This is a genomic window from Streptomyces lunalinharesii (genome assembly GCF_039532155.1).
GTDB classification, from domain to species: domain Bacteria; phylum Actinomycetota; class Actinomycetes; order Streptomycetales; family Streptomycetaceae; genus Streptomyces; species Streptomyces lunalinharesii.
Genome location: NZ_BAAARK010000033.1, coordinates 32,418 through 55,393, shown reverse-complemented (window position 1 = coordinate 55,393; position 22,976 = coordinate 32,418). Strand labels below are relative to the sequence as shown.

The following is a 22,976-nucleotide window of genomic DNA, read 5'->3' as shown; positions in this document are numbered from 1 at the left end:
CAGCATAGCCGGAGGACGCGCCGCAGCCCGAAGGCATCGGGGATCTGGCCGATCCACGGCGTGCCGGAGCCGGCGCCGGCCGCCCCCGATTCCCCGGCCACGGCCGCTTCCCCGGCCCCGCGAGGCCCCCGCGACCACCGTGCACGCGCCCCGCCACACGCCGAACCGCACTCCGCCCCGACCGCCCGCCGCACGTCAAAACCCAGGGCCCGTACAGCACTTCGATGCCGTACGGGCCCTGGGCGGGTGGTGCAGGTCAGCGACGGGTATCAGCCACGCCGCCGGTCACGGCCGACTCAGCCGTTGCGCTTCCAGCGCGGCTTGTCCTCGCGACGGCCGAAGCTGGGGGCGCTGCCGGAACCGCTGCCCGAGCCGCGGTGGTCGTCGCGCCGGCCGTAGGGGCGGTCGCCGCCGGAACGGTAGCCGGAGGTCGGCCGGCCGCCGGAGCGGTCGTCACGGTTGAACGGACGGTCGCCGCCGGAGCGGAAGCCACCGGAGGGACGGCTGCCGGAGCGGTCGTCACGGTTGAACGGGCGGGCCGGACGCTCGCCGCGGTCCCGGTGGAAGCTGCCGCGGTCGTCGCGACGGTCGTCCCGACGGTCGAACGAGCGGCCGCCGAAGCGGTCGTCGCGACGCTCCCGGTCACGGTCCTGACCGAAGCCGCCGCGGTCGTCGCGACGGTTCTCGCCGCGCCGGTCGTCCCGACGGTCGAAGGAACGGCCGCCACGGTCGTCACGACGCTCCCGGTCACGGTCCCGACCGAAGCCGCCGCGGTCGTCGCGACGATCCCGACGCTCGAAGTTGCCGCGCTCGTCCCGACGGTCCCGACCGAAGCCGCCCCGCTCGTCACGGCGGTCGGAGGAACGACCACTGCGGTCGTCGCGACGGTCCCGACGCTCGAAGTTGCCGCGCTCGTCCCGACGGTCACGACCAGAGCCAGCGCGGTCGTCCCGGCGCTCGGGGCGACGGTCGTTCGGCCCGGCCTGCGCCGGCACGGTGGCCTCGGCCGCCGCCTCCGCAGCCGCCTCGACGGCCGCCTGGGCGGTCACCGCCAGCGCCTCCGCCGGGTCCTCACCGCGCTCGCGGGCGGCCCGGGCGGTCAGCCGGTCGGCCTCCTCGCGCAGTTCGGTGGCGCGGCGCTGGAGCCGCTCCAGCTCCTTGGTGAGGACGCTGACCTCGCGCTCGGCCTGCTTGGCGGTGTTGTTCGCCGAATCGGCCTGGACCTCGGTGAGCGAACGCGCACCGGTGATCCGCGCCAGCTCCTCGTCGAAGGCACCGGCGCCGCCGACGATGTGGCGCGAGGCGTCGACGCCCGCGTCCTCCATCAGGCGGAAGATCTGCCGGCGCTGGTGCGGCAGCGACAGCGAGACGACGGTGCCGGACTGGCCGGCGCGGGCGGTGCGGCCCGAACGGTGCAGGTAGTCCTTGTGGTCGCCGGCCGGGTCGACGTTCAGGACCAGGTCGATGCCGTCGACGTGGATGCCGCGGGCGGCGACGTCGGTGGCGACCAGCGCGTTGAGGTAGCCGTCCTTGAAGTCCGCGAGGACCCGGGTGCGGGCGCCCTGCGTCATGCCGCCGTGCAGCGCGTCGGCCGTGACGCCGGCCTCGATCAGCTGCTCGGCGACCCGCTCGGCGCCCAGCTGGGTGCGGACGAAGATGATGGTGCGGCCCTTGCGCGCGGCGATCGCGGCGGTGACCGGCGCCTTGTCCTTCGGCTTCACGACGAGGACGTGGTGGGTCATGGTCGTGACGTTGCCCTGGGCGCTGTCGACCTCGTGGCTGACCGGGTTGGTCAGGTAGCGCTTGACCAGCGTGGAGATCTCGTTCTCCATCGTGGCCGAGAACAGCATCCGCTGACCGCCGTCGGGCACCTGGTCCAGCAGCTCGGTGACCTCGGGCAGGAAGCCCAGGTCGGACATCTGGTCGGCCTCGTCGAGGACCGCGACCTGGACGTCCTCCAGGGAGCAGGCGCCACGGTTGATGATGTCGCGCAGCCGGCCCGGGGTGGCGACGAGGATGTCGACGCCGCGCTCCAGGGCGTAGATCTGGTTGCCCATGGACGTACCGCCGCAGACGACCTTCATCTTCAGGCCGAGGACGTCACCGTACGGCTGGAGGGCGTCCGCGACCTGCATCGCGAGCTCACGGGTCGGGGTGAGGATGACCGCGCGCGGCTTCTTCTTCTCGGTGCGGCCGTCGGCCAGCCGGGCCAGGGTCGGCAGACCGAAGGAGAGGGTCTTGCCGGAGCCGGTGCGGCCACGGCCCAGGATGTCCTTGCCGGCCAGCGCGTCCGGGATGGTCGCGGCCTGGATCGGGAACGGGGTGGTGACACCGTTCTGCGCGAGCTTGCGGACGACGCCCTCGGGGAGCCCGAGGGTCGCGAAGGTCACGGTCTCGGCGTCGTCGTCCTCGTCGGCGTCGGCGTCGGCGTCGGCGTCGGCCTCAGCGTCGACGGCCTCAGCGTCGGCGGCGTCGGCGGCGTCGGTGACCTCGGCCTCGACGGCGTCCACCGCCGGCGTCAGCTCGTCGGTGGAGACCGCCTGGGTCTCGGTGGTCTCGGTCGTCTCGGGCTGCTCGTCGTTCGCGGGCAGGGCGGACTGATCAAGGGAAATGGACATGCGAAATGCGAAACCTTCCGGAGTCTCGGCACGCGCCCACAACTCCGTGTGATTTCGCAAAGACCGCCTCTATGCGGTCAGCCACGGCAAGGGAGAGAACGCGCCACACGGCGCGCTGTTTTCAGGCGCCGGGCAAATGGGATCAAACGATCTACCACCATACGCACCCTTCCCCCCGCAAGGCAAATGAGCCCGGCCGCACCCCGCCCCCACCGGCCCCGCTCAGACCCTCAGGCGTCCCACTCCACCTGCGGCGACACCCCCGCGGACAGCGACGCGGCGCCGCTCCCCGGCACCGGCGAGCGCGCGGCGGACGCGGACGCCCCCGGCGCCCCAGACGCCTTCGGGGAGAGCTTCGGGGACAGCGGCGACGGGCCGGACGCCTGCACGCCGCCGGCCGGGGACGCGGGCCCGCCCGACGGCCCGGCGGGCGGCACACTCGGCGAGCCGGGAGCCGGTGCGCTGGGCGGGGCGGACGGATGGGCCGAGCGGGACGGCGAGGGCCGCGCCGGGTCCGGGGGACCGCCCGGGCCGGGGGCCCTGCCGTGCGTCGGCCCCGGCTCCGGGCCGGACGGCTGGGCCGGTTGCGGGGGCGCCACCGGGTCCGACGGCGGCGCGGACGGTGCGGGGCTCGGCGAGGCCCCGGCATCGCCCTCACCGGCCGGCCCGGCGCCGCCGTCCGCCGGCCGCGCGGCGCCGCCGTGACCCGTCCGGTGCGGACCGCCGCCCCGCCCGTCGACGGTCAGCCCGCCGGGGCGGTGGGGCTGCCCCTTCTCGTCACCGTGCCGGGCGGCGCTGCCCGACGGCGCGGGCTGCCCGGGATCGCTGACGCTCATGCAGCCGGCCAGTGCGGCGGCCAACGCGGAGACGGTCACCGCGGCGGCCGTGACGCGCGCCATCGAGCGCCCGGCCACCCTGGCGGCCCCTCCGCAGATGGCGGCCCCGGGCGGGGACGGATCGGCGGCGGAATTCGGACGAGGGGACATCGGGCACACGGGCGGGACCTCCGGATCCGGGGCGCGGGACGGCGTCGGACGCCCTGCCCAACTCCCGCCCCCCGGTGGAGGACACGCGGCGGCGAACACCCACCCCGGATCCGCCCGGCGCGGGCGGGACTCCTCCTCAGCCGTAACCGAGCGCGTGCAACCGCGCGTCGTCGATCCCGAAGTGGTGCGCGACCTCGTGAACGACCGTCACCTCGGTTTCCGCGACCACGTCTTCCCGTGTGTCGCACATCCGCAGCGTCGGCCCCCGGTAGATCGTGATCCGGTCCGGCAGGACGCCCGCGTACCACTCGCCGCGGTCGGTGAGCGGGGTCCCTTCGTAGAGCCCGAGCAGGTCGGGATCGTCGGCCGGCGGTTCGTCCTCGACGAAGACCGCCACGTTGTCCATGAGCCGGGTCAACTCCGGCGGGATCCGGTCCAGCGCCTCGGCGACCAGTTCCTCGAACTCCTCGCGCGTCATTTCCAGCACGCCCCCATTGTCCGTCACCGCCGCCCGCCCGCGGGCGGAGCCGGCCCGTTCCGCATGACGGACGGCACAGCGGGCATAGGGGACCAATGGCCCGCGCCGCGCGCTCCCGGACACCCCGCCCCGACTCGCCAGGCCGCCTCCGCCTCCGCTTCCCGGGCCCCCGCCGCCCCGGTAGCCGGAGCCACCCGGCCGCACTCGACCCGCCCGGCACCGGAGGACGCCCACCGACCGTGCGCCGCCCGGCACCCGGCACCGCGCCCGGGTCGTCCGCCGGTCCGTACGCCCGGGCCCTCGGCCTGCTGGCCGTGAGCCTGCTCGGTGCCTGGCTGGGGCTGTTGGCCCTCGGCGGGGTCCGGGCCCCGGTCGGCCCGGTGGACACCACCATGGCGCTGCGCCCGTCCCTGGCCGGCGGCACCCGGATCACCGTCCCGCCGCTGGGCGACCTCGAACTGGACAGCCACACCGCCCCCGTCCGCCTCGACGTGGACGTCGACCGGCTGGACCCGGCGCGCTCCGCCGCGCTGGTCGACCACCCCGAACGGTTCGCCGGCCTCCAGACGCAGGTCACCCACGACGTGCTGCGCGGCGCCGCCGGCCTGGTGGTGACCTCCTGCGCCGCGGCGGTCTGCGGGGCCACCGCGCTGGGCCTGGTCGTCTACCGCCGGCCGCGGCGCGCACTGGCCGCCGGCGGCCTCGCCCTCGCCCTGTTCACCGCCTCCGGCGCCACCGCGTACGTCACCTGGAACCCCCAGTCCGTGCTGGAGCCGCGGTTCTCCGGGCTCCTCTCCTCCGCCCCGTCCGTGGTCGGCAACGCGCGCAGCATCGTCAGCGAATTCGACGTCTACCAAAAGGAGTTGGCGCGCCTGGTCACCAACGTCAGCAAGCTCTACGACACCGCCTCGACGCTGCCCGCCTACCAGCCGGACCCGACCACCCTGCGGGTGCTGCACGTCTCCGACATCCACCTCAACCCGGCCAGCTGGCACCTCATCGCCTCACTGGTGAAGCAGTACCGGATCGACGTGATCATCGACACCGGCGACACCATGGACCACGGCTCGGCCGCCGAGAACCACTTCCTGGACCCGGCCTCCACCCTGGGCGCGCCGTACGTCTGGGTCCGCGGCAACCACGACTCGCGCGGCACCCAGCGCTACCTGACCGGCCGCAAGCACGTCACCGTCCTCGACGGCGGGCGGGTCGCCCAGGTGGCCGGGGTCCGCATCGCGGGCGTCGGCGACCCGCAGTTCACCCCGGACCGCTCGGTGGCGCCGGCCGGCGACGCGGCCGAGCGCACCGCCGGCGGCCGACTCGCCGACGCACTGCGCACCCAGCGCCTGGCCGGCACCCCGGTCGACATCGCCCTGGCCCACACCCCGACCGCGGCGACGGAGACCGACGGCCTGGTCCCGCTGGCACTGGCGGGCCACATCCACCACCGCGAGATCACCACGCTCCCCCAGGGCACCCGGCTGATGGTCGAGGGCTCCACGGGCGGCGGCGGACTGCGGGCCGTCCAGAACAAGCGACCCGAGCCCGTCCAGGCATCGGTGCTCTACCTGGACCGCACCACCAAACGGCTCCAGGCGTGGGACGAGATCACGCTGGGGGGACTGGGCCTGACCCGCGCCGAGGTCAGCCGTCACCTGCCCCGCGAGAACCAGCCCGCGGCGCCGGGCGGCACCCCGTCAGCCGACCCGTCGACGACGGCTTCCGACGGGCCCGGGTAAACCGTTTTGGCGAACGGTCCTCCCATCCCATATGCTTCTCACGTCCCCGACGGAGCCGGAAACGGCGCCAAGGCGGGCCATCAGCCCTCATCGTCTAGTGGCCCAGGACGCCGCCCTTTCAAGGCGGTAGCACGGGTTCGAATCCCGTTGGGGGCACGCACCACCTTGTGCGAGAATGACGCAAGTCACCTCGCACAACGCAAGGTCCTGTGGAGCAGCTTGGAGTGCTCGCCACCCTGTCAAGGTGGAGGCCGCGGGTTCAAATCCCGTCAGGACCGCTGCGGCTGGGTAGCTCAGTTGGTACGAGCGTCCGCCTGAAAAGCGGAAGGTCGCCGGTTCGACCCCGGCCCCAGCCACACCCATTGGGAGAAGGTCCCGGTTCATCTGAACCGGGGCCTTCTTCTTTGTCGGGGATTCCGCATGTCCGGGAAATCCGTGCCAGAGGGGACGGGTGGGACGTTCCGCCCCGCTGGCGGGCCCGCGTCGGAGTCGGGGCCGAGCACGTCCGCGGAGCGCCGTCGCCGGTTCAGGCGTCGGCGGCGTGCGCGGGCGCCGGGGAGGGTTCGCGGCCGCCCGGGTGGCGGTGCCGCCAGCCCCAGAAGACCGCGCAGGAGAGCGCCGACCAGCCGGCCAGCACCAGGAACGGGAAGGCGTGCTGGTGTCCGCCGAAGTAGACCGCGGTGTGCTGGGCGTTGACGGAGGCGCCCGGCGGCAGCCAGCGGCCGATCTGGCCGAGGGCGGACGGCAGCAGCGGCCAGGAGACCGCGCCGCCGGACGAGGGGTTGCCGAGCAGGACCATCAGCCCCCAGGTGGGGAGCATCGCCCAGCGGCCCATGAGGGTGTTGAACATCGTGAAGACCATGCCGGACGTGAACATGGTCAGCGCGAGGATCGTCCAGGACTCGACGAACGGCAGCCGGAGCGCGCCCAGCCACCAGTCGGCCACCGCGGCGATGGCGAAGCCGCCGAGCAGGGCGTTGGCCACGGTGCAGGCGATCCGTTCGGCCGGGTTGAGGGCGCGGGCGTGCACGCTGAGCTGGATGGCGCCGACGAAGCCGATGATCACGGCCGCCAGGGAGATGTAGAAGAGCGCCAGGCCGCGCGGATCGCCGTGCTGCAGCGGTGTGACGTCCCGGACGGTGACGGGCACGCCGGTGGCCGGACCGACCTTCGCGGCGGCCTCGGAGAGCAGTTGGGCCACCGACGCGCCCGAGGCGCCGGAGACGTCCAGTTCCACCCCGCGCCCGTGGGCGCGCAGCACCGCGAACTCGCGCTGCTCGTCGACGGCGTTGCGGGCGTCGGCGTAGGTGGCGTAGTCGGTCAGCCGCAGGGAGGCGTTCAGGGCCCGTTCCATGCCGGCGACGAAGGCCTTCTGCTGCGGGGCGGCGGGGGTGGTGACCACGGCGGTGGGGATGTGGCGTGGGGCCGGGTTGGCCATGGCGTAGGTGTACGAGCCGGCGAAGAGGCCGGCCGCCGCGGCGAGGATGAACAGCAGGACGACGGCCGGGAGGAAGGGCGATTCCTTGAAGGCCGTCCACCGCTGCGACCAGTTCCGGGGCCGGCCGTGTGCGCCGTGGGGCGCGGCGCCCTCTTCATGATCACGCATGCCCAACACGCTAAGGCACCCATGTCGGACATACCGCTCGAGGCTTCCCGGCCGAGCGGGCTGGTTCCCCGTCGCTGCTGGGCGAGGGGGGCTCCGACCCGTCCGGACCCGGTGCCGGTGCGCGCCGGGCCCGGGCGGCGACGATCACCGCAGGTGGGGGCACCGGTCCGGGCCCCGCCGGCAAATCGTTCGCCAGTCTTTTCCGCGAGGTGAGATCCTGGGGGACGTATGTCCAGTCAGCCTGCCTCCGCCCCGTCCGACGGCGCCGTCCCCACGCTGCCCTCCCTGCTGAAGCGAATTCCCGAGCTGATGCTGCGCGACCAGCAGCGGCTGGGGCGCCGGCTCGACGGCGCGCGCCGGATCCGCAAACCCGAGGCGCGGGCCGCGGCGCTCACCGAGATCGCCGCCGGCCTCGACGAGGCGGAGCTGCGCGTGACGCAGCGGCGCGAGGCGATGCCCGCGGTCAGCTATCCGCCGGAACTCCCGGTCAGCCAGAAGAAGGACGAGATCCTCGCGGCCATCCGCGACCACCAGGTGGTGATCGTCGCGGGCGAGACCGGCTCCGGGAAGACCACCCAGATCCCCAAGATCTGCCTGGAGCTGGGGCGCGGGGTCCGGGGCCTGATCGGCCACACCCAGCCGCGCCGGATCGCGGCCCGTACGGTCGCCGAGCGGGTGGCCGAGGAGCTGAAGACCCCGTTGGGCGAGGCGGTCGGCTGGAAGGTCCGCTTCACCGACCAGGTCGGCGGCGACACCCTCGTCAAGCTGATGACCGACGGCATCCTGCTCGCCGAGATCCAGACGGACCGCGAGCTGCAGCAGTACGACACGATCATCATCGACGAGGCGCACGAGCGCAGCCTCAACATCGACTTCATCCTGGGGTACCTGGCGCAGCTGCTGCCCAAGCGCCCGGACCTGAAGGTGGTCATCACCTCCGCGACCATCGATCCCGAGCGGTTCTCCCGGCACTTCGGGGACGCGCCGATCGTCGAGGTCTCCGGGCGCACGTACCCGGTGGAGGTGCGGTACCGCCCGCTGCTGGAGGAGGGCGGCCAGGACCCCGACCGCGACCAGATCACCGCGATCTGCGACGCGGTGGACGAGCTCCAGGCCGAGGGCCCCGGCGACGTCCTGGTCTTCCTCTCCGGCGAGCGCGAGATCCGGGACACCGCGGACGCGCTCAACAAGAAGAACCTGCCGGCGACGGAGGTGCTCCCGCTGTACGCCCGGCTGTCGCACGCCGAGCAGCACCGCGTGTTCCAGCGCCACAGCGGCCGCCGGATCGTGCTGGCCACCAACGTCGCCGAGACCTCGCTGACCGTCCCGGGCATCAAGTACGTCATCGACCCCGGCATGGCCCGGATCTCGCGCTACAGCTTCCGCACCAAGGTGCAGCGGCTGCCCATCGAGCCGGTGTCGCAGGCCAGTGCCAACCAGCGCAAGGGCCGCTGCGGCCGGACCAGCGACGGCATCTGCATCCGGCTGTACTCCGAGGACGACTTCCTGACCCGCCCGGAGTTCACCGACGCGGAGATCCTGCGGACGAACCTCGCCTCCGTCATCCTCCAGATGACCGCGGCCGGCCTCGGCGACATCGAGAAGTTCCCGTTCATCGACGCGCCGGACCGCCGCAACGTCAAGGACGGCATCGACCTGCTGCGCGAGCTGGGCGCGCTGGACGCCGCGCAGAAGGACGCCAGGAAGCGGCTGACCCCGCTGGGCCGCAAGCTCTCCCAGCTGCCGGTGGACCCGCGGCTGGCCCGCATGGTGCTGGAGGCGGACCGCAACGGCTGCGCCCGCGAGGTCATGGTGATCGCGGCGGCACTGTCCATCCAGGACCCGCGCGAGCGCCCGTCGGACAAGCAGCAGCAGGCCGACCAGCAGCACGCCCGCTTCAAGGACGAGACGTCGGACTTCCTGGCGTTCCTCAACCTCTGGAGCTACGTCCGCGAGCAGCAGAAGGCGCTCTCCTCGTCCGCCTTCCGCCGGATGTGCCGCACGGAGTTCCTGAACTACCTGCGGATACGCGAGTGGCAGGACATCTATACGCAGCTGCGCACGGTCGCCAAGGGCATGGGCGTCCACCTCAACGAGGCGGACGCGGCGCCGGAGCACATCCACACGTCATTGCTCTCCGGTTTGCTTTCGCACATCGGACTCAAGGACACGGACGCCAAGAACGAGTACCTGGGCGCCCGCAGCGCGAAGTTCGCAGTGTTCCCCGGCTCCGCCCTCTTCAAGAAGCCGCCGCGCTGGGTGATGTCCGCCGAGCTGGTCGAGACCTCCCGGCTGTGGGCGCGGGTCAACGCCCGGATCGAGCCGGAGTGGATCGAGCCGCTGGCCGCACACCTCGTGAAGCGGACCCACAGCGAACCGCACTGGGAACAGAAGATGGCCGCGGTGATGGCCTACGAGCGGGTGACGCTCTACGGCGTCCCGATCGTGGCCCAGCGCAAGGTCAACTACGGGCGGATCGATCCCGAGGTCTCCCGCGACCTGTTCATCCGGAACGCCCTGGTGGAGGGCGATTGGCGCACCCACCACCAGTTCTTCCATGACAACCGCAAACTCCTCGGCGAGGTCGAGGAGTTGGAGCACCGCGCCCGACGCCGCGACATCCTCGTCGACGACGAGACGCTCTTCGACTTCTACGACCAGCGGATCCCCGCGGACGTGGTCTCCGGGGCGCACTTCGACGCGTGGTGGAAGAAGCAGCACCGGGAAGAACCGGAGCTGCTCAACTTCGAGCACTCGATGCTCATCAACGAGTCGGCCGAGACGGTCACCAAGGACGACTACCCGGACTCCTGGCGCCAGGGGAAGCTGAAGTTCAAGGTCACCTACCAGTTCGAGCCCGGCGCGGACGCGGACGGCGTCACCGTCCACGTCCCGCTCCAGGTCCTCAACCAGGTCGCCGCCGAGGGCTTCGACTGGCAGATCCCGGGCCTGCGCGAGCAGTTGGTGACCGAACTGATCCGTTCGCTGCCCAAGCCGATCCGCCGCAACTACGTCCCGGCGCCGAACTTCGCCGCCCGGTTCCTGGACTCCACCGTCCCCCTCCAGGGCGCGCTGACGACCTCGCTCGCCGCCGGCCTGCAGCGGATGGTGGGGGTGCCGGTGGAGGCCGCGGACTTCGACCTCGCCAAGGTCCCCGACCACCTGAAGATCACCTTCCGGGTGGTCGACGAACGACGCCGCAAGCTGGCCGAGGCCAAGGACCTGGAGGCGCTGCGGCTCCAGCTGAAGCCGAAGACGCAGGCCGCCATCTCCCGAGCCTTCGAGCAGGCCGCCGAGCGGCCCGGCAAGGACCGTAAGGGCGGCCGGGGCGAGACCCCGCCGGCCGGCCCGGAGCAGCGCACCGGATTGACGACCTGGACGATCGGCACGCTGCCGCGCACCTTCGAGACCCGCCGCGCCGGCCAGCCGGTGAAGGCGTACCCGGCACTGGTCGACGAGGGCAGCAGCGTCGCGGTGCGGCTGTTCGACACCGAGGCCGAGCAGCTGACGGCCATGTGGGCCGGCACCCGCCGCCTCATCCTGCTCAACGTCCCCGCCAACCCCGCCAAGTTCGCGCAGGACAAGCTGAGCAACCAGCAGAAGCTGGCGCTCTCCCGCAACCCCCACGGCTCCATCGCGGCGCTCTTCGAGGACTGCGTGACCGCCGCGGCGGACCGGCTGATCGCGGCGCGCGGCGGCCCGGCCTGGGACGAGGAGGCCTTCCGCAAGCTCTTCGACGCGGTGCGGACCGACCTGGTCGACGCGACGCTGAAGACCATCCAGCAGGTGCAGGAAGTGCTGGCCGCCTGGCAGGCGTGCGAGCGCCGGCTGAAGGCGACCTCGTTCGCGTCCCTGCTGCCGTCGCTGACGGACGTCAAGGAGCAGCTGGCGGAGCTGATCAAGCCGGGCTTCGTGACCGCCCACGGCGCCAAGCGGCTGCCGGACCTGATGCGCTACCTGGTCGCCGCCGACCGCCGCCTGACGCAGCTGCCCACCAACGCCGAACGGGACCGCAGCCGGATGGCGAAGGTGAAGGAGATGCAGGACGAATACGCCTGGCTGCTGGAGCAGTTCCCCCAGGGACGCCCGGTGCCGGCCGCGGCCCGGGAGATCCGCTGGATGATCGAGGAGCTGCGGGTGAGCTACTTCGCGCACGCCCTGGGCACCGCGTACCCGGTCTCCGACAAGCGGATCATGAAGGCGGTCGACGCCGCGGCGCCGTAGCCCCGCGCCGAGCGCGCGGGCGGCAGCCGGGACCGAGTTCGACCGCACCCCCTGACCTGCTGTAGAGTCTTGCTTCGCAGCCCGCCGCAAGCGGAAAGCGAAGATCAAGGTCCTGTGGAGCAGCTTGGAGTGCTCGCCACCCTGTCAAGGTGGAGGCCGCGGGTTCAAATCCCGTCAGGACCGCATTTCACGGCCCGCACCGTTCACCGGTGCGGGCCGTTGCGTTGTCCGCCGTGTACGGCGATTCCCGGGTTCCCCGTCGCGAACCGCCACCCCCGTGGAGGGCGGCGCGAGGTGACCTGAAGGCCCCGCCGGGCACGGGTCGAGGCGTGCGGCCGTCTTGACGGCGGCACCTGCCGCCGGTACTCACTCACCAAGAGGCGTGGGGCCTGGAGGTGGCGTGCGATGACGACCGCGGTACGGCACGAGACCAGGGCGCTGTTGCGCGCCCACCTGTCGGCGGCGCTGCGCTACGGCTACCGCCACCTGACCCGGCAGTGCCCCGTCTGCCACCAGCTCCTGCGGCTCGCCATGGAGCCGCACGAAGCCCGCTCCGGGCCCGTCGCGCCCCCGAGCTCCCCCGGTCCCTCCCGCGCCGCCTACGAGCCGCCGGCAGAGGACGAAAGTCCCGACCTCCGGTGACCAAGGACGCCTGCGCCACCGGCCACGCGGTGAAAGGCTGTTGAGGCAAGAACGGCCAAAAGGCGCTATACCCCAGCACCGTTCACCATTCAAGAACCAATGGATGTGACGGGAGTCACCGAACAAGTTTCGCGGGATGGGGAACTTACCACCCAGTGACAACGGGTCAATTTAATATGTGCAATTGCACTACCCTCCCGACACCCCCAAAGAAGACCGCCAGGTCCGGTCTGGCGGCCCCCCTCACAGCCCCTGAAGAGGGCGTGACGGCCCTGTTGGGGTCGACCGGCGCCGGGGTGACCCAAGCGTCACGAGCGGCCCGGGAGCGGGCGCACACAAAAAAGCGATCGCGCCGGACCCGGCGGAGTCCAGCGCGATCAATGACGTACCCGGAGGGGTGTGACGCCTGTTGGGGCAGGCACCGCGTCGTATGGAGCTGTGGTGGAGCGTGGTGAAGCAGGTGGAGCTGTCCACAAAAACGGGCGCTTCCGGGTTGGGGGGCCCGAAAACAGCCTGGTTATGCGGTTATTCAGGACTCGCTGCGCTGCTGCGGGATACCCGCGAGCAGTGCGCGGACCTCAGCCTCGCGGTAACGCCGGTGCCCTCCGAGCGTACGGATGGACGTGAGCTTGCCTGCCTTGGCCCAGCGGGTCACCGTCTTCGGGTCCACGCGGAACATCGTGGCGACCTCGGCGGGGGTAAGCAGCGGCTCGGCGTCAGGGGTGCGAGCGGTCATGAGCGGCCTCCTCGGGAGAACCGAACCATCACGGTTCTTTCCTCTAAATTCTGCACCTTGACCCACGTTGCCCGAAATGGCGGACGCGGGCCGAGTCGGTTATAGGACGAACGGCTTGTCCTCGGCACTACAACTACACCATCTGTCCAGCCACGTCGGCCAAACCGATGGAATTGCCCTCTCAGGTGTTCAACCTTGGCGGATGCCGATGGACCATGCCATAGCGGACAGTCACACCCCCGTGACGATCAGTCACAACGTGATCAGCCGCCATGAGACCCCCCAAGGAGCGCAATACCGATCTATCCGCCCTTAGTTGGACGGAAGGAGCCCAAGTCAGGCTCCTTGTCCTATTTTGGCACGAGGGTGCACCTTGAGAGCAAGACCCGAAGTCAGTGCTTTAGGTCACGCTTGGGGCAATAGCCCGGATCAGGACCTACGTCCCGTACGTCCGATCAGTGGGGACTCCGCACCCGGTAACTCCGCTCCGGGCTCACGGCGTTCAGCTGGAGAACTGGCGTTCGCGCACCGCGCTCCACCGCTGCGAGAGCTTCTCGTACGCGGCACCGGCCCGCTCGCCGTCCCCCTCGCGCAGCGCCGCCAGTCCCTCCGCCACCTCCGCGGCGGAACGGTCCTCGACGAGCTGCCCCCCGGGCACCGCGTGCACCAGCCCTCCGTAGTCCAGCTCCACGAGCGAACGCGGGTGGAAGTCTTCGAGCCAGCGCCCCACATCTACCAGGCCGTCGATGAGGGGTCCCTCTTCCAGGGCGTCCCGGAGCGTGCGCAGTCCGCGCGCGACCCGTCGGCGCGCCTGGACCATGGGCGTGCGGTAACGCAACGCGGGCGCCGGGTCACCCTTCGCGTACTCCCGCTCGTCGTCGTCGAAGAGGACGAACCAGCGGACCGGGACGTGCCAGGTGGCCGCGCGGATCCAGGGGCGGGCGTCCGGGTTGCGCTCGCGCCAGCGCTCGTAGTCGGTGGCCGCCTGGAGGCGCACCACCGGGGGCAGCGCGGCGTCCAGCACCGAGGCCGGCAGCAGCTCCTCCAGGGACTCCAGCGCCTGCCAGCCGCGCAGCCGGGTCCGCCAGGGGCAGACGCAGGTCACGTCGTCCACGACGGCCACGAAGGCGTCGCCGCTCTCGTGGACCGGCACCGGCACCGGCGGGGTCGGCAGCAGGTCGGCCAGCGCCCGCCGCTGCTCGTCCTCGGCCGTCGGGGTGACCTCGCGCGTGGCGTAGCGCGCCCAGTAGGAGCGCTCCGGCTCGGGGAACGCGGCCAGCGGCTCGTAGACCCGCAGATACGCCACATACGGGACCCGCACCGATGACGCCAAGGCCACGCCCGCTCCTCCAAAGGAATGTCCACCGACCGGAGTTGCCCACCCCGCCCGGCCCGGATACGGCAGATCGTCCCACGCCCGTCCCCCGGGAGAGGGTGATCCTCTCGACCTGACCGATCAACCCGCCCTCCAGGACTTACCCTCGTCCCCAACCGGCCCTCCCCACCCGCAGGAGGGCGTCCTCCGCGACTATGGGAGTCACCACAGTGACCGACCTACGTCCTGCCGCTTCCGACGCCACCGGCGGCGTCCTGCAGACCCTGTTCCGCACGGAGCAGGGCGGCCACGAGCAAGTCGTTCTCTGCCAGGACCGGGCCAGCGGCCTCAAGGCCGTGATCGCCCTCCACAGCACCGCCCTGGGCCCCGCCCTCGGCGGCACCCGCTTCCATCCGTACGCCTCCGAGGAGGAGGCCGTGCTGGACGCCCTGAACCTGTCGCGCGGGATGTCGTACAAGAACGCGCTGGCCGGACTGGACCACGGCGGCGGCAAGGCGGTGATCATCGGCGACCCCGAGCTGATCAAGACCGACGAACTGCTGCTCGCGTACGGCCGGTTCGTGGCGTCCCTCGGGGGCCGCTACGTCACCGCGTGCGACGTCGGCACCTACGTCGCCGACATGGACGTGGTCGCCCGGACGAACCAGTGGACCACCGGCCGGTCGCCCGAGAACGGCGGCGCCGGCGACTCCTCGGTCCTGACCGCCTACGGCGTCTTCCAGGGCATGCGCGCCTCGGCCCAGCACCTGTGGGGCGACCCCTCCCTGCGGGACCGCAAGGTCGGCCTCGCGGGCGTCGGCAAGGTGGGCCGCCACCTGGTCGAGCACCTGCTCAAGGACGGCGCCGAGGTCGTGGTCACGGACGTCCGCAGCGAGTCGGTGGACCGGATCCTCGACCGGCACCCGCAGGTCACCGCGGTCGCCGACACGGACGCGCTGATCCGCACCCCGGACCTGGACGTGTACGCACCGTGCGCGCTGGGCGGCGCGCTGGACGACGTCACGGTGCCGGTGCTGACCGCGAAGGTGGTGTGCGGCGCGGCCAACAACCAACTCGCGCACCCGGGCGTGGAGAAGGACCTGTCCGACCGCGGCATCCTCTACGCCCCCGACTACGTCGTGAACGCCGGCGGCGTCATCCAGGTGGCCGACGAGCAGCACGGCTTCGACTTCGACCGGTGCAAGGCCAAGGCCGCGAAGATCTTCGACACCACGCTGGCGATATTCGCTCATGCGAAGGCCGATGGCATCCCGCCGGCGGCGGCCGCCGACCGGCTCGCCGAGGCGCGGATGGCGGAGGCCCGCAGGGCCTGACGGCCCCCGGCCCCCGTGGCCGGAAACACACCCTTGTGCGGCCCGCCACGGGGAGTTGGGGAGACATCCCTCACCACCCGTCGGCGGGTCGCCGTACAGGACAGGTTAAAATCGCAGTTGACCAGCGTGGACGGGGCGCCGCGCCGGTCGTGCCGAGCGGCGGGTGATGCGGGCGACGTACCGTATGGCCGCGGAAGCAGGTACCGTTAAAGCCCTACGGACCGGTCTCTCTGTCGAGAGTCCGCTCTGAATCATGAACGCGTGTCAAGACTCTGGGGCCGACGAGCCCCGTCACTGAGGGGGTCGACCCATGGGGCGCGGCCGGGCCAAGGCCAAGCAGACAAAGGTCGCCCGCCAGCTGAAGTACAGCAGCGGTGGGACGGATCTCTCACGACTGGCCGACGAGCTTGCATCGCAGTCGGACCAGCGGCCTCCGAACGGGGAACCGTTCGAGGACGAGGACGACGACCCGTACGCGCGGTACGCAGAACGGTATAACAGCGAGGACGACGAGGGAGAGGGCCACTCCTCGAACCAGCGTCGTCGCGCCTGACACTCTGCGCGCTCGCGGGACTCATAACACCATTACGGACCCGGTCCAGGGGATCCCCAGGACCGGGTTCTGTGCTGCCCTGGGGGCCACCGGATCGGTGACCCCCCGCGACGGCGGTGTCAGCTCGCGTAGTCACCGGTGAGGGTCACTGCCTCCGCGTGATCGCCGCGCTCGACGATCTCGCCGCTGACCCAGGCGTCCACGCCGCGGTCCGCGAGGGTCGTCAGGGCGACGTCCACCGACTCCTGGGGGACGACGGCGATCATGCCGACGCCCATGTTCAGGGTCTTCTCCAGCTCCTGGCGCTCCACCGCGCCGGCGGTGCCGACGAGGTCGAAGATGGCGCCCGGTGCCCAGGTGGTGCGGTCGACGGTGGCGTGCAGGCCGTCCGGGATCACCCGGGCCAGGTTGTTGGCCAGGCCGCCGCCGGTGACGTGCGAGAAGGCGTGCACCTCGCAGGTGCGGGTCAGCGCCAGGCAGTCCAGCGAGTAGATCTTGGTGGGCTCCAGCAGCTCCTCGCCGAGCGTGCGGCCGAGCTCGGGGACCTCCTGGTCCAGGGACATACCGGCCCGGTCCAGGAGGACGTGGCGGACCAGGGAGTACCCGTTCGAGTGAAGTCCGGAGGACGCCATCGCGATCACCGCGTCGCCCGTACGGATGCGATCCGCGCCCAGCACCCGGTCGGCCTCGACCACGCCGGTGCCGGCACCGGCGACGTCGAACTCGTCCTCGCCCAGCAGGCCCGGGTGCTCGGCGGTCTCGCCGCCGACCAGCGCACAGCCGGCCAGCACGCAGCCCTCGGCGATGCCCTTGACGATCGCCGCGACCCGCTCCGGGAAGACCTTGCCCACGCAGATGTAGTCGGTCATGAACAGCGGCTCGGCACCGCAGACGACCAGGTCGTCGACGACCATCGCGACCAGGTCGTGGCCGATCGTGTCGTAGACGCCCATCTTGCGGGCGATGTCGACCTTGGTGCCGACGCCGTCGGTCGCCGAGGCCAGCAGGGGACGCTCGTAGCGCTTGAGCGCGGAGGCGTCGAAGAGGCCGGCGAAACCGCCGAGCCCGCCGACGACCTCGGGGCGGGTGGCCTTCGCCACCCACTTCTTCATGAGGTCCACGGCGCGGTCGCCGGCTTCGATGTCGACACCCGCACTCGCGTAGCTGGCACCGGTGGATTCAGCGGACATGGCTGAGAACTTTCGTTTGGGTGGGTACGAGCTCTACGGGCGCCGCAGTGCGTCGGCGCCGCCGATCCCGGCGGTGAGCGTCTGGACGCCGTCCACGTCGGACGCGGCCGGGGTCTTGGTCTCGGACTCCAGGAGGTGCTTGCCCAGCAGCTCCGGGTCCGGCAGCTCCATCGGGTACTCGCCGTCGAAGCAGGCACGGCACAGCTTCGGCTTGTCGATCGCGGTCGCCTCGATCATGCCGTCGATGGAGATGTACGACAGCGAGTCGGCGCCCAGCGACTTGCCGATCTCCTCGACGCTCAGCCCGTTGGCGATCAGCTCCGCGCGGGTGGCGAAGTCGATGCCGAAGAAGCACGGCCACTTGATCGGCGGGGACGAGATCCGGATGTGGACCTCGGCGGCGCCGGCCTCGCGCAACATCCGGACCAGGGCGCGCTGGGTGTTGCCGCGGACGATCGAGTCGTCGACGACCACCAGGCGCTTGCCGCGGATGACTTCCTTGAGCGGGTTGAGCTTGAGGCGGATGCCGAGCTGGCGGATGGTCTGCGAGGGCTGGATGAAGGTCCGGCCGACGTAGGAGTTCTTGACCAGGCCGGAGCCGTAGGGGATCCCGCTGGCCTCCGCGTACCCGACGGCTGCCGGGGTGCCGGACTCCGGAGTCGCTATCACCAGGTCCGCGTCGGCGGGCGCCTCGGCGGCCAGCTTGCGGCCCATCTCCACCCGGGAGAGGTAGACGTTGCGGCCGGCGATGTCGGTGTCCGGCCGGGCGAGGTAGACGTACTCGAAGACGCAGCCCTTGGGGCGGGCCTCGGCGAAGCGCGAGGTGCGCAGGCCGTTCTCGTCGACGGCGATCATCTCGCCGGGCTCGATCTCGCGGATGAAGCTGGCGCCGACGATGTCCAGGGCGGCCGTTTCGGAGGCCACCACCCAGCCGCGTTCGAGGCGGCCGAGCACCAGCGGGCGGATGCCCTGCGGGTCACGGGCGGCGTAGAGGGTGTGCTCGTCCATGAAGCACAGCGAGAAGGCGCCCATGACCTTCGGCAGGACGCGGGGCGCGGCCTCCTCGACGGTCAGCGGTTTGCCGTCCTCGTCGACCTGGCCGGCCAACAACGCGGTCACCAGGTCGGTGTCGTTGGTGGCCGCGACCTGGGTGGCCCGGCCGCCCTCGCGGGGCAGCGCGGCGACCATCTCGGCCAGCTCGGCGGTGTTGACCAGATTGCCGTTGTGGCCGAGCGCGATCGAACCGTGCGCGGTCGCGCGGAACGTCGGCTGCGCGTTCTCCCACACCGAGGCACCGGTGGTGGAGTAACGGGCATGGCCCACGGCGATGTGGCCCTGGAGGGAACTGAGGGAGGTCTCGTCGAAGACCTGGGAAACCAGGCCCATGTCCTTGAAGACGAGGATTTGGGAGCCGTTGCTCACCGCGATGCCCGCGGACTCCTGTCCACGGTGCTGCAGCGCGTACAGCCCGAAGTAGGTGAGTTTGGAGACCTCTTCCCCCGGGGCCCAGACTCCGAAGACGCCGCAAGCGTCCTGGGGGCCCTTCTCACCGGGGAGCAGGTCGTGGTTGAGTCGTCCGTCACCACGTGGCACGCACCAGAGTCTAGGGCAGGTCGCGGATTCATCCGAACCGGGGATGGCCCGCGAGCTGGAGGAGTGCATGAACGGGGCGTTAAGCATGCTTGACGTGCCCACGGCCACCCGGCCAGGATTCCTGCCCATGCAGACCCCGCAGCCCTTGGCACGCCTGGCGTGTCACCGGGTGCCCCGCCGCGCGCCGCGCCTCGTGCGCCGCCGCCACGTCGACCTCGGTCGCGTGGCCAGCGCGATCTGTCACCGCGGGTGACAACGGTGGCCGCGCGTCGCGCCTGACGCCGCGCCGCCCCCTCTGAGCTGCACTTTCGCATGTCGTCCCGACCGACCGCCAGGTTTTCGCCGCGCCCCTCGTCGCGCAGTACGCGGCGAGATGTCCGCGATGCCCGCTGTCTGGTCGATGTGAGATGCGCGACGTTCCGCTCGCCCGCCCGTCTCCCGCCGTCCCCGGGGGCCGACGCGCGGCGCCCCGGCCCGCACGAGTTCTCTGGAGACCCGTACCGATGTCGTCCGTCGACCCCGTCCACGAGCGCCCCGCCCACGAGCCCGCCGCCCACGGCTCCCCCGCCGACGCGGCCCCGCCCCACAACGTCCCTGCCCACCCGGCTCCGGGCCTGTCCCGACGCGCCTTCGGCGGGCTCGCCGGCGTCGGCGCCGCGGCCACCGTGGGCGGGCTGGGGGCCCTGGCGGGCGCACCGGCCGCCGCTGCCGCCACCCCGGAGCAGCCCCGGGAGCGGCCGTTCCGGGCCGCCCCGGGACGGCACTCGCGGCGCCCCAACATCCTCTTCATCCTCGGCGACGACCTGGGCTGGGCCGACCTCTCCTCGTACGGGGCGTCCGGCATCCGGACGCCGCACCTGGACCGGTTGGCCCGCCAGGGCGTCCGCTTCACCCAGGGGTACTCCGGGTCGGCGACCTGCTCGCCCACCCGCTTCTCGCTCTACACCGGCCGCTACCCGGGCCGCACCGCCGGCGGGCTCGCCGAGCCGATCGCCGACCGCGGCGTGGGCCTGGCGCCCGACCACCCCACGCTCGCCTCGCTGCTGCGGGACGCCGGCTACGCCACGGCGCTGATCGGCAAGTGGCACTGCGGCTACCTGCCGGACTACAGCCCCACCAAGTCCGGCTGGGACACGTTCTTCGGGAACTTCGGCGGGGCGCTGGAGTACTACTCGAAGCTGGGGCTCGCCGGGGAGTACGACCTCTACGAGGGCGATGCGGAGTACCGGGACCTGCGCTACTACACCCGGATCCTCACCGAGCGCGCGGTGGAGCACGTCACCGAGGCCGGGAAGCGCTCCGGCGGGCGGGGCTCGGAGGGGCCCTGGCTGCTGAACCTCAACTACACGACGCCGCACTGGCCGTGGATCGCGGACGGCGACACCGAGGAGAGCGCCGAGATCGTCCGCCGGATCAGGGCGGGCGACCGGAGCGCGCTGTTCCACGAGGACGGCGGTTCGCTGGAGAAGTACCGCGAGATGGTCGAGGACCTGGACCGCTCGGTCGGCGAGGTGCTGGCCGCGCTGCGGCGCTCCGGCCAGGAGGAGGACACCCTCGTCTTCTTCGCCAGCGACAACGGCGGGGAACGCTGGTCGTACAACTGGCCGCTCTCCGGCAACAAGGCGTCGCTGAAGGAGGGCGGCATCCGGGTGCCGACGATCGTGCGGTGGCCGGCCCGGATCGACCCCGGGCAGGTCAGCCACGAACCGGTGTTCACCCCGGACTGGACGGCCACGCTCCTGGAGGTCGCGGGCGCCCGGCCGGACCGCGACCACCCCCTGGACGGGACGAGCCTGGCCGGCTACCTGCTGCGCGGGGAACGGCCGGCCGAGCGGGACCTGTTCTGGCGGGTGCGCGGCGAACGGGCGCTGCGCCGCGGCGACTGGAAGTACTACCGCGGCACGGGCGGCGCGGACCAGCTCTTCCACCTCACCGCCGATCCGCGCGAGCAGGCCGACCGGGCGCGGCACGAACCGGAGCTGCTGGCGCGGCTGCGGACGTCCTGGGAGGCGGTGGACCGGACGCTGCTGCCCTATCCGAAGCGGTGACCTCACGGGGCGCACGGCCGGCCGGGGCGGGGCCGACGCCCCGCACCCGCGCCGGTCGGCGCCCGCCGCGTGCTCAGCTCATGACGGGCAGCAGGCCGCCGAGGTCGGCCCGTTCGCCGCTGGCGCTGACCGCGGCCGCGTCCACCGCCTCGGCCCACGCCCACCGGCCGGTGGCCAGCCGCAGCCAGGTCAGCGGGTCGGTCTCGACGACGTTGGGCGGGGTGCCGCGGGTGTGCCGGGGGCCCTCGACGCACTGGACCACGGCGAACGGCGGCACCCGGACCTCGACCGAACCGCCGGGGGCCTTGGCGGCCAGCCCGTCGGCCAGCAGCCGGGTGGCGGTGGCCAGGGCCTGCCGGTCGAAGGGGATCTCCTGACCGAGGGCGACGGCCAGGTCGTCGGTGTGCACGACGAGTTCGACGCAGCGGGTGACCAGGTAGTCGCCGAGCAGCATCGCGCCGGGGCGGCACGCGATGACCCGGTCGTCCGGCTCGGGCGGCAGCACCTCGGCGAGCTCCTCGGCGGTGCGCTCCAGCAGCTGTGCCGGGTCGTTGCGGGCCGCGAGGTCGTGGACGAACTCGTCGATGCCGGCGGCGTACTGCGCGGTGGCGGACGGCCAGGCCAGCAGGGTGACCTCCGCCTCGGGCGGGGCCGGCAGTCGCAGGGCGCGCGCCACGCTGCCGACCGCCATGGACAGGTGCGCCGCCAGCTCCCGCACCGTCCAGTCCCCGAGCCGGGTCGGCAGCGCCAACTGCTCTGGGGTCAGGGCCCCGACGACCCGTCGGACGTGGGCGTACTGGGTCGTGACGGCGGCTCGGGTCTTGGCCGGGTCGTACCGGCGGGCACGCGGTGCGCGGGCGGCAGGTGACATGCGAGCAAGCCTAGGCGGCACCACTGACAGCCGCCCGGGCCGCGGGCGCCGGCCGGACCGGGCGGCGCCCCGACCCGGCCCGCGCGCACCGCCGTCGGCCGTCGGCCCGTCACGGACAGCCCGTCACGGACGGCCCGTCGCGGTCAGTCGCTGCTGAGCCGGCGGCCCTGCCACGCGAACGCACCCACCGCCAGCGCCAGGCCCCACGCCGTCCCGGCGAAGTACGAGAGCCCGTCCACGTACGTCTCCTCGTCGGCCAGGTGGAGCTGGACGGCGAACGCGAACAGCGCGGCGCCCAGCGCGGTGAGGGCTATTGCGGCGGACCACATCGAACGGTTCTCGGACAAGGGACCTCCCCTAGGTCGACCGGGCGTCAGCGCCCGGCGGCAGTCAACATCACCAGCAGCGGGACGACCCGCTCGACCGGCACCTCGTAACGGCCGCGGACGGCCGTGCGCAACCAACCGGCAGCGGTCAACTGCCGCAGGTGGTGGTAGATCTGGCCGGTCGTGCCCGTGCCGTCGAGCCCGGTGAGTTCGGCGGCGGTGCAGCGACCGCCGAGGATCTCGCGCAGCAGCCGCAGCCGAACGGGCTGGCCGAGCGCCGCGAAGGACTCGGCGGCCGCCGACCAGTCACCGTCCATGACGGTGTCGGTGGGCAGCCCGTACTGCCACTCGTAGCGCAGCCCGGCCGGGGTCCGAACGGCGCCGGCGAACAGCACGCCGCCGTTGACGGCGCCCAGACCGGCGAGTTGCTCCTTCAGCCCGTTCAGGGCCCAGAGCGCCTCGCCGGGGTGGCGCTGCTCCGGCGGGCGGGCCGGGGGCGGCGCCGCGGCGGCACCGGTCTCCTCGACCGCACGCTCCAGCTCGGCCAGGCGGCGTTCCAGCTCGGCCACCCGCTGTTCCAGATCCACACCACGAGATTACGTAATTACGTAATTACGTAATTACGTAATTACGTAATTACGAGCAAGGGCATCATGGCGAACGGCCGCACCACGCGCCACGCGCCACGGAACGACGGAACGGCCCGCCAGGCATTCC

At 72.2% G+C, this 22,976-nt stretch carries 18 protein-coding genes and 4 tRNA genes; 11 read left to right on the top strand and 11 right to left on the bottom strand.

The window, feature by feature from the left end; genetic code table 11:
* Positions 1–296 precede the first annotated feature (296 nt).
* The 3 genes from ABD385_RS32920 to ABD385_RS32910 form a co-directional block, all read right to left on the bottom strand.
* A complete protein-coding gene (locus ABD385_RS32920; protein WP_344582881.1) occupies positions 297–2,618 on the bottom strand; it encodes a DEAD/DEAH box helicase in 2,322 nt (773 codons plus the stop codon).
* A 230-nt stretch (positions 2,619–2,848) separates the two neighbouring features.
* Positions 2,849–3,517 carry a hypothetical protein gene (locus ABD385_RS32915; RefSeq protein ID WP_344582879.1) on the bottom strand — a complete coding sequence of 223 codons (669 nt, stop codon included), beginning with the start codon at positions 3,515–3,517 and terminating at the stop codon, positions 2,849–2,851.
* 223 nt (positions 3,518–3,740) lie between these two features.
* On the bottom strand, positions 3,741–4,091 hold the full coding sequence (locus tag ABD385_RS32910) for a metallopeptidase family protein (RefSeq protein WP_344582878.1): 351 nt from the start codon (positions 4,089–4,091) through the stop codon (positions 3,741–3,743).
* 86 nt (positions 4,092–4,177) lie between these two features.
* Between ABD385_RS32910 and ABD385_RS32905 the strand changes: the two genes are divergently transcribed.
* The 4 genes from ABD385_RS32905 (at position 4,178) to ABD385_RS32890 (ending at position 6,177) form a co-directional block, all read left to right on the top strand.
* Positions 4,178–5,821 (top strand): metallophosphoesterase family protein, encoded by a 1,644-nt coding sequence (locus ABD385_RS32905; RefSeq protein WP_344582877.1) that lies wholly within the window; start codon positions 4,178–4,180, stop codon positions 5,819–5,821.
* An 83-nt stretch (positions 5,822–5,904) separates the two neighbouring features.
* Positions 5,905–5,977: transfer RNA gene (locus ABD385_RS32900), tRNA-Glu, on the top strand.
* A gap of 47 nt (positions 5,978–6,024) precedes the next feature.
* Positions 6,025–6,099: transfer RNA gene (locus ABD385_RS32895), tRNA-Asp, on the top strand.
* Positions 6,100–6,103: 4 nt separating this feature from the next.
* Positions 6,104–6,177, top strand: a tRNA-Phe gene (locus ABD385_RS32890).
* A gap of 170 nt (positions 6,178–6,347) precedes the next feature.
* On the opposite strand, the gene ABD385_RS32885 is transcribed toward ABD385_RS32890, so the two are convergent.
* Positions 6,348–7,427, bottom strand: coding sequence for an ABC-2 transporter permease (locus ABD385_RS32885; protein WP_344582875.1), 1,080 nt, complete (start codon positions 7,425–7,427; stop codon positions 6,348–6,350).
* Positions 7,428–7,655: 228 nt separating this feature from the next.
* On the opposite strand from ABD385_RS32885, the gene hrpA reads away from it, so the two are divergent.
* The 3 genes from hrpA (at position 7,656) to ABD385_RS32870 (ending at position 12,293) form a co-directional block, all read left to right on the top strand.
* Complete coding sequence (gene hrpA, locus ABD385_RS32880; protein WP_344582873.1) at positions 7,656–11,651, top strand: ATP-dependent RNA helicase HrpA; 3,996 nt, start codon at positions 7,656–7,658, stop codon at positions 11,649–11,651.
* Positions 11,652–11,759: 108 nt separating this feature from the next.
* Positions 11,760–11,834: transfer RNA gene (locus ABD385_RS32875), tRNA-Asp, on the top strand.
* 222 nt (positions 11,835–12,056) lie between these two features.
* Complete coding sequence (locus ABD385_RS32870) at positions 12,057–12,293, top strand: DUF6274 family protein (protein ID WP_344582871.1); 237 nt, start codon at positions 12,057–12,059, stop codon at positions 12,291–12,293.
* Between the two features lie 529 nt (positions 12,294–12,822).
* Here ABD385_RS32870 and bldC read toward each other — a convergent pair.
* Both bldC and ABD385_RS32860 read right to left on the bottom strand, forming a co-directional pair.
* Positions 12,823–13,029: a developmental transcriptional regulator BldC gene (gene bldC / locus ABD385_RS32865; protein WP_003980577.1), complete on the bottom strand. Its 207-nt coding sequence runs from the start codon at positions 13,027–13,029 to the stop codon at positions 12,823–12,825.
* 502 nt (positions 13,030–13,531) lie between these two features.
* Positions 13,532–14,368 carry a DUF8083 family protein gene (locus ABD385_RS32860; RefSeq protein WP_344582870.1) on the bottom strand — a complete coding sequence of 279 codons (837 nt, stop codon included), beginning with the start codon at positions 14,366–14,368 and terminating at the stop codon, positions 13,532–13,534.
* Positions 14,369–14,559: 191 nt separating this feature from the next.
* On the opposite strand from ABD385_RS32860, the gene ABD385_RS32855 reads away from it, so the two are divergent.
* Both ABD385_RS32855 and ABD385_RS32850 read left to right on the top strand, forming a co-directional pair.
* Positions 14,560–15,678, top strand: coding sequence for a Leu/Phe/Val dehydrogenase (locus tag ABD385_RS32855; RefSeq protein ID WP_344582868.1), 1,119 nt, complete (start codon positions 14,560–14,562; stop codon positions 15,676–15,678).
* 310 nt (positions 15,679–15,988) lie between these two features.
* A complete protein-coding gene (locus ABD385_RS32850; protein ID WP_344582867.1) occupies positions 15,989–16,231 on the top strand; it encodes a DUF3073 domain-containing protein in 243 nt (80 codons plus the stop codon).
* 119 nt (positions 16,232–16,350) lie between these two features.
* On the opposite strand, the gene purM is transcribed toward ABD385_RS32850, so the two are convergent.
* On the bottom strand, positions 16,351–17,421 hold the full coding sequence (gene purM, locus ABD385_RS32845) for a phosphoribosylformylglycinamidine cyclo-ligase (RefSeq protein WP_344582865.1): 1,071 nt from the start codon (positions 17,419–17,421) through the stop codon (positions 16,351–16,353).
* Positions 17,422–17,454: 33 nt separating this feature from the next.
* Positions 17,455–19,014, bottom strand: a complete 1,560-nt coding sequence (gene purF, locus ABD385_RS32840) for an amidophosphoribosyltransferase (protein WP_344582864.1) — start codon at positions 19,012–19,014, stop codon at positions 17,455–17,457.
* 43 nt (positions 19,015–19,057) lie between these two features.
* Here purF and ABD385_RS41430 point away from each other — a divergent pair, with 43 nt between their 5' ends.
* Together ABD385_RS41430 and ABD385_RS32835 are read left to right on the top strand one after the other, a co-directional pair.
* On the top strand, positions 19,058–19,267 hold the full coding sequence (locus ABD385_RS41430; RefSeq protein ID WP_425585530.1) for a putative leader peptide: 210 nt from the start codon (positions 19,058–19,060) through the stop codon (positions 19,265–19,267).
* A 250-nt stretch (positions 19,268–19,517) separates the two neighbouring features.
* Positions 19,518–21,062, top strand: coding sequence for a sulfatase family protein (locus tag ABD385_RS32835; RefSeq protein WP_344582863.1), 1,545 nt, complete (start codon positions 19,518–19,520; stop codon positions 21,060–21,062).
* Positions 21,063–21,135: 73 nt separating this feature from the next.
* On the opposite strand, the gene ABD385_RS32830 is transcribed toward ABD385_RS32835, so the two are convergent.
* The 3 genes from ABD385_RS32830 to ABD385_RS32820 all read right to left on the bottom strand — a co-directional run bounded on the left by ABD385_RS32830 (position 21,136) and on the right by ABD385_RS32820 (position 22,846).
* A complete protein-coding gene (locus ABD385_RS32830) occupies positions 21,136–21,933 on the bottom strand; it encodes a maleylpyruvate isomerase family mycothiol-dependent enzyme (protein WP_344582861.1) in 798 nt (265 codons plus the stop codon).
* A 143-nt stretch (positions 21,934–22,076) separates the two neighbouring features.
* A complete protein-coding gene (locus ABD385_RS32825; protein WP_344582859.1) occupies positions 22,077–22,280 on the bottom strand; it encodes a hypothetical protein in 204 nt (67 codons plus the stop codon).
* A gap of 26 nt (positions 22,281–22,306) precedes the next feature.
* The gene (locus ABD385_RS32820; RefSeq protein WP_344582857.1) at positions 22,307–22,846 is read right to left on the bottom strand and encodes an ArsR/SmtB family transcription factor; all 540 of its coding nucleotides are present in this window, start codon (positions 22,844–22,846) and stop codon (positions 22,307–22,309) included.
* Positions 22,847–22,976: the final 130 nt, after the last annotated feature.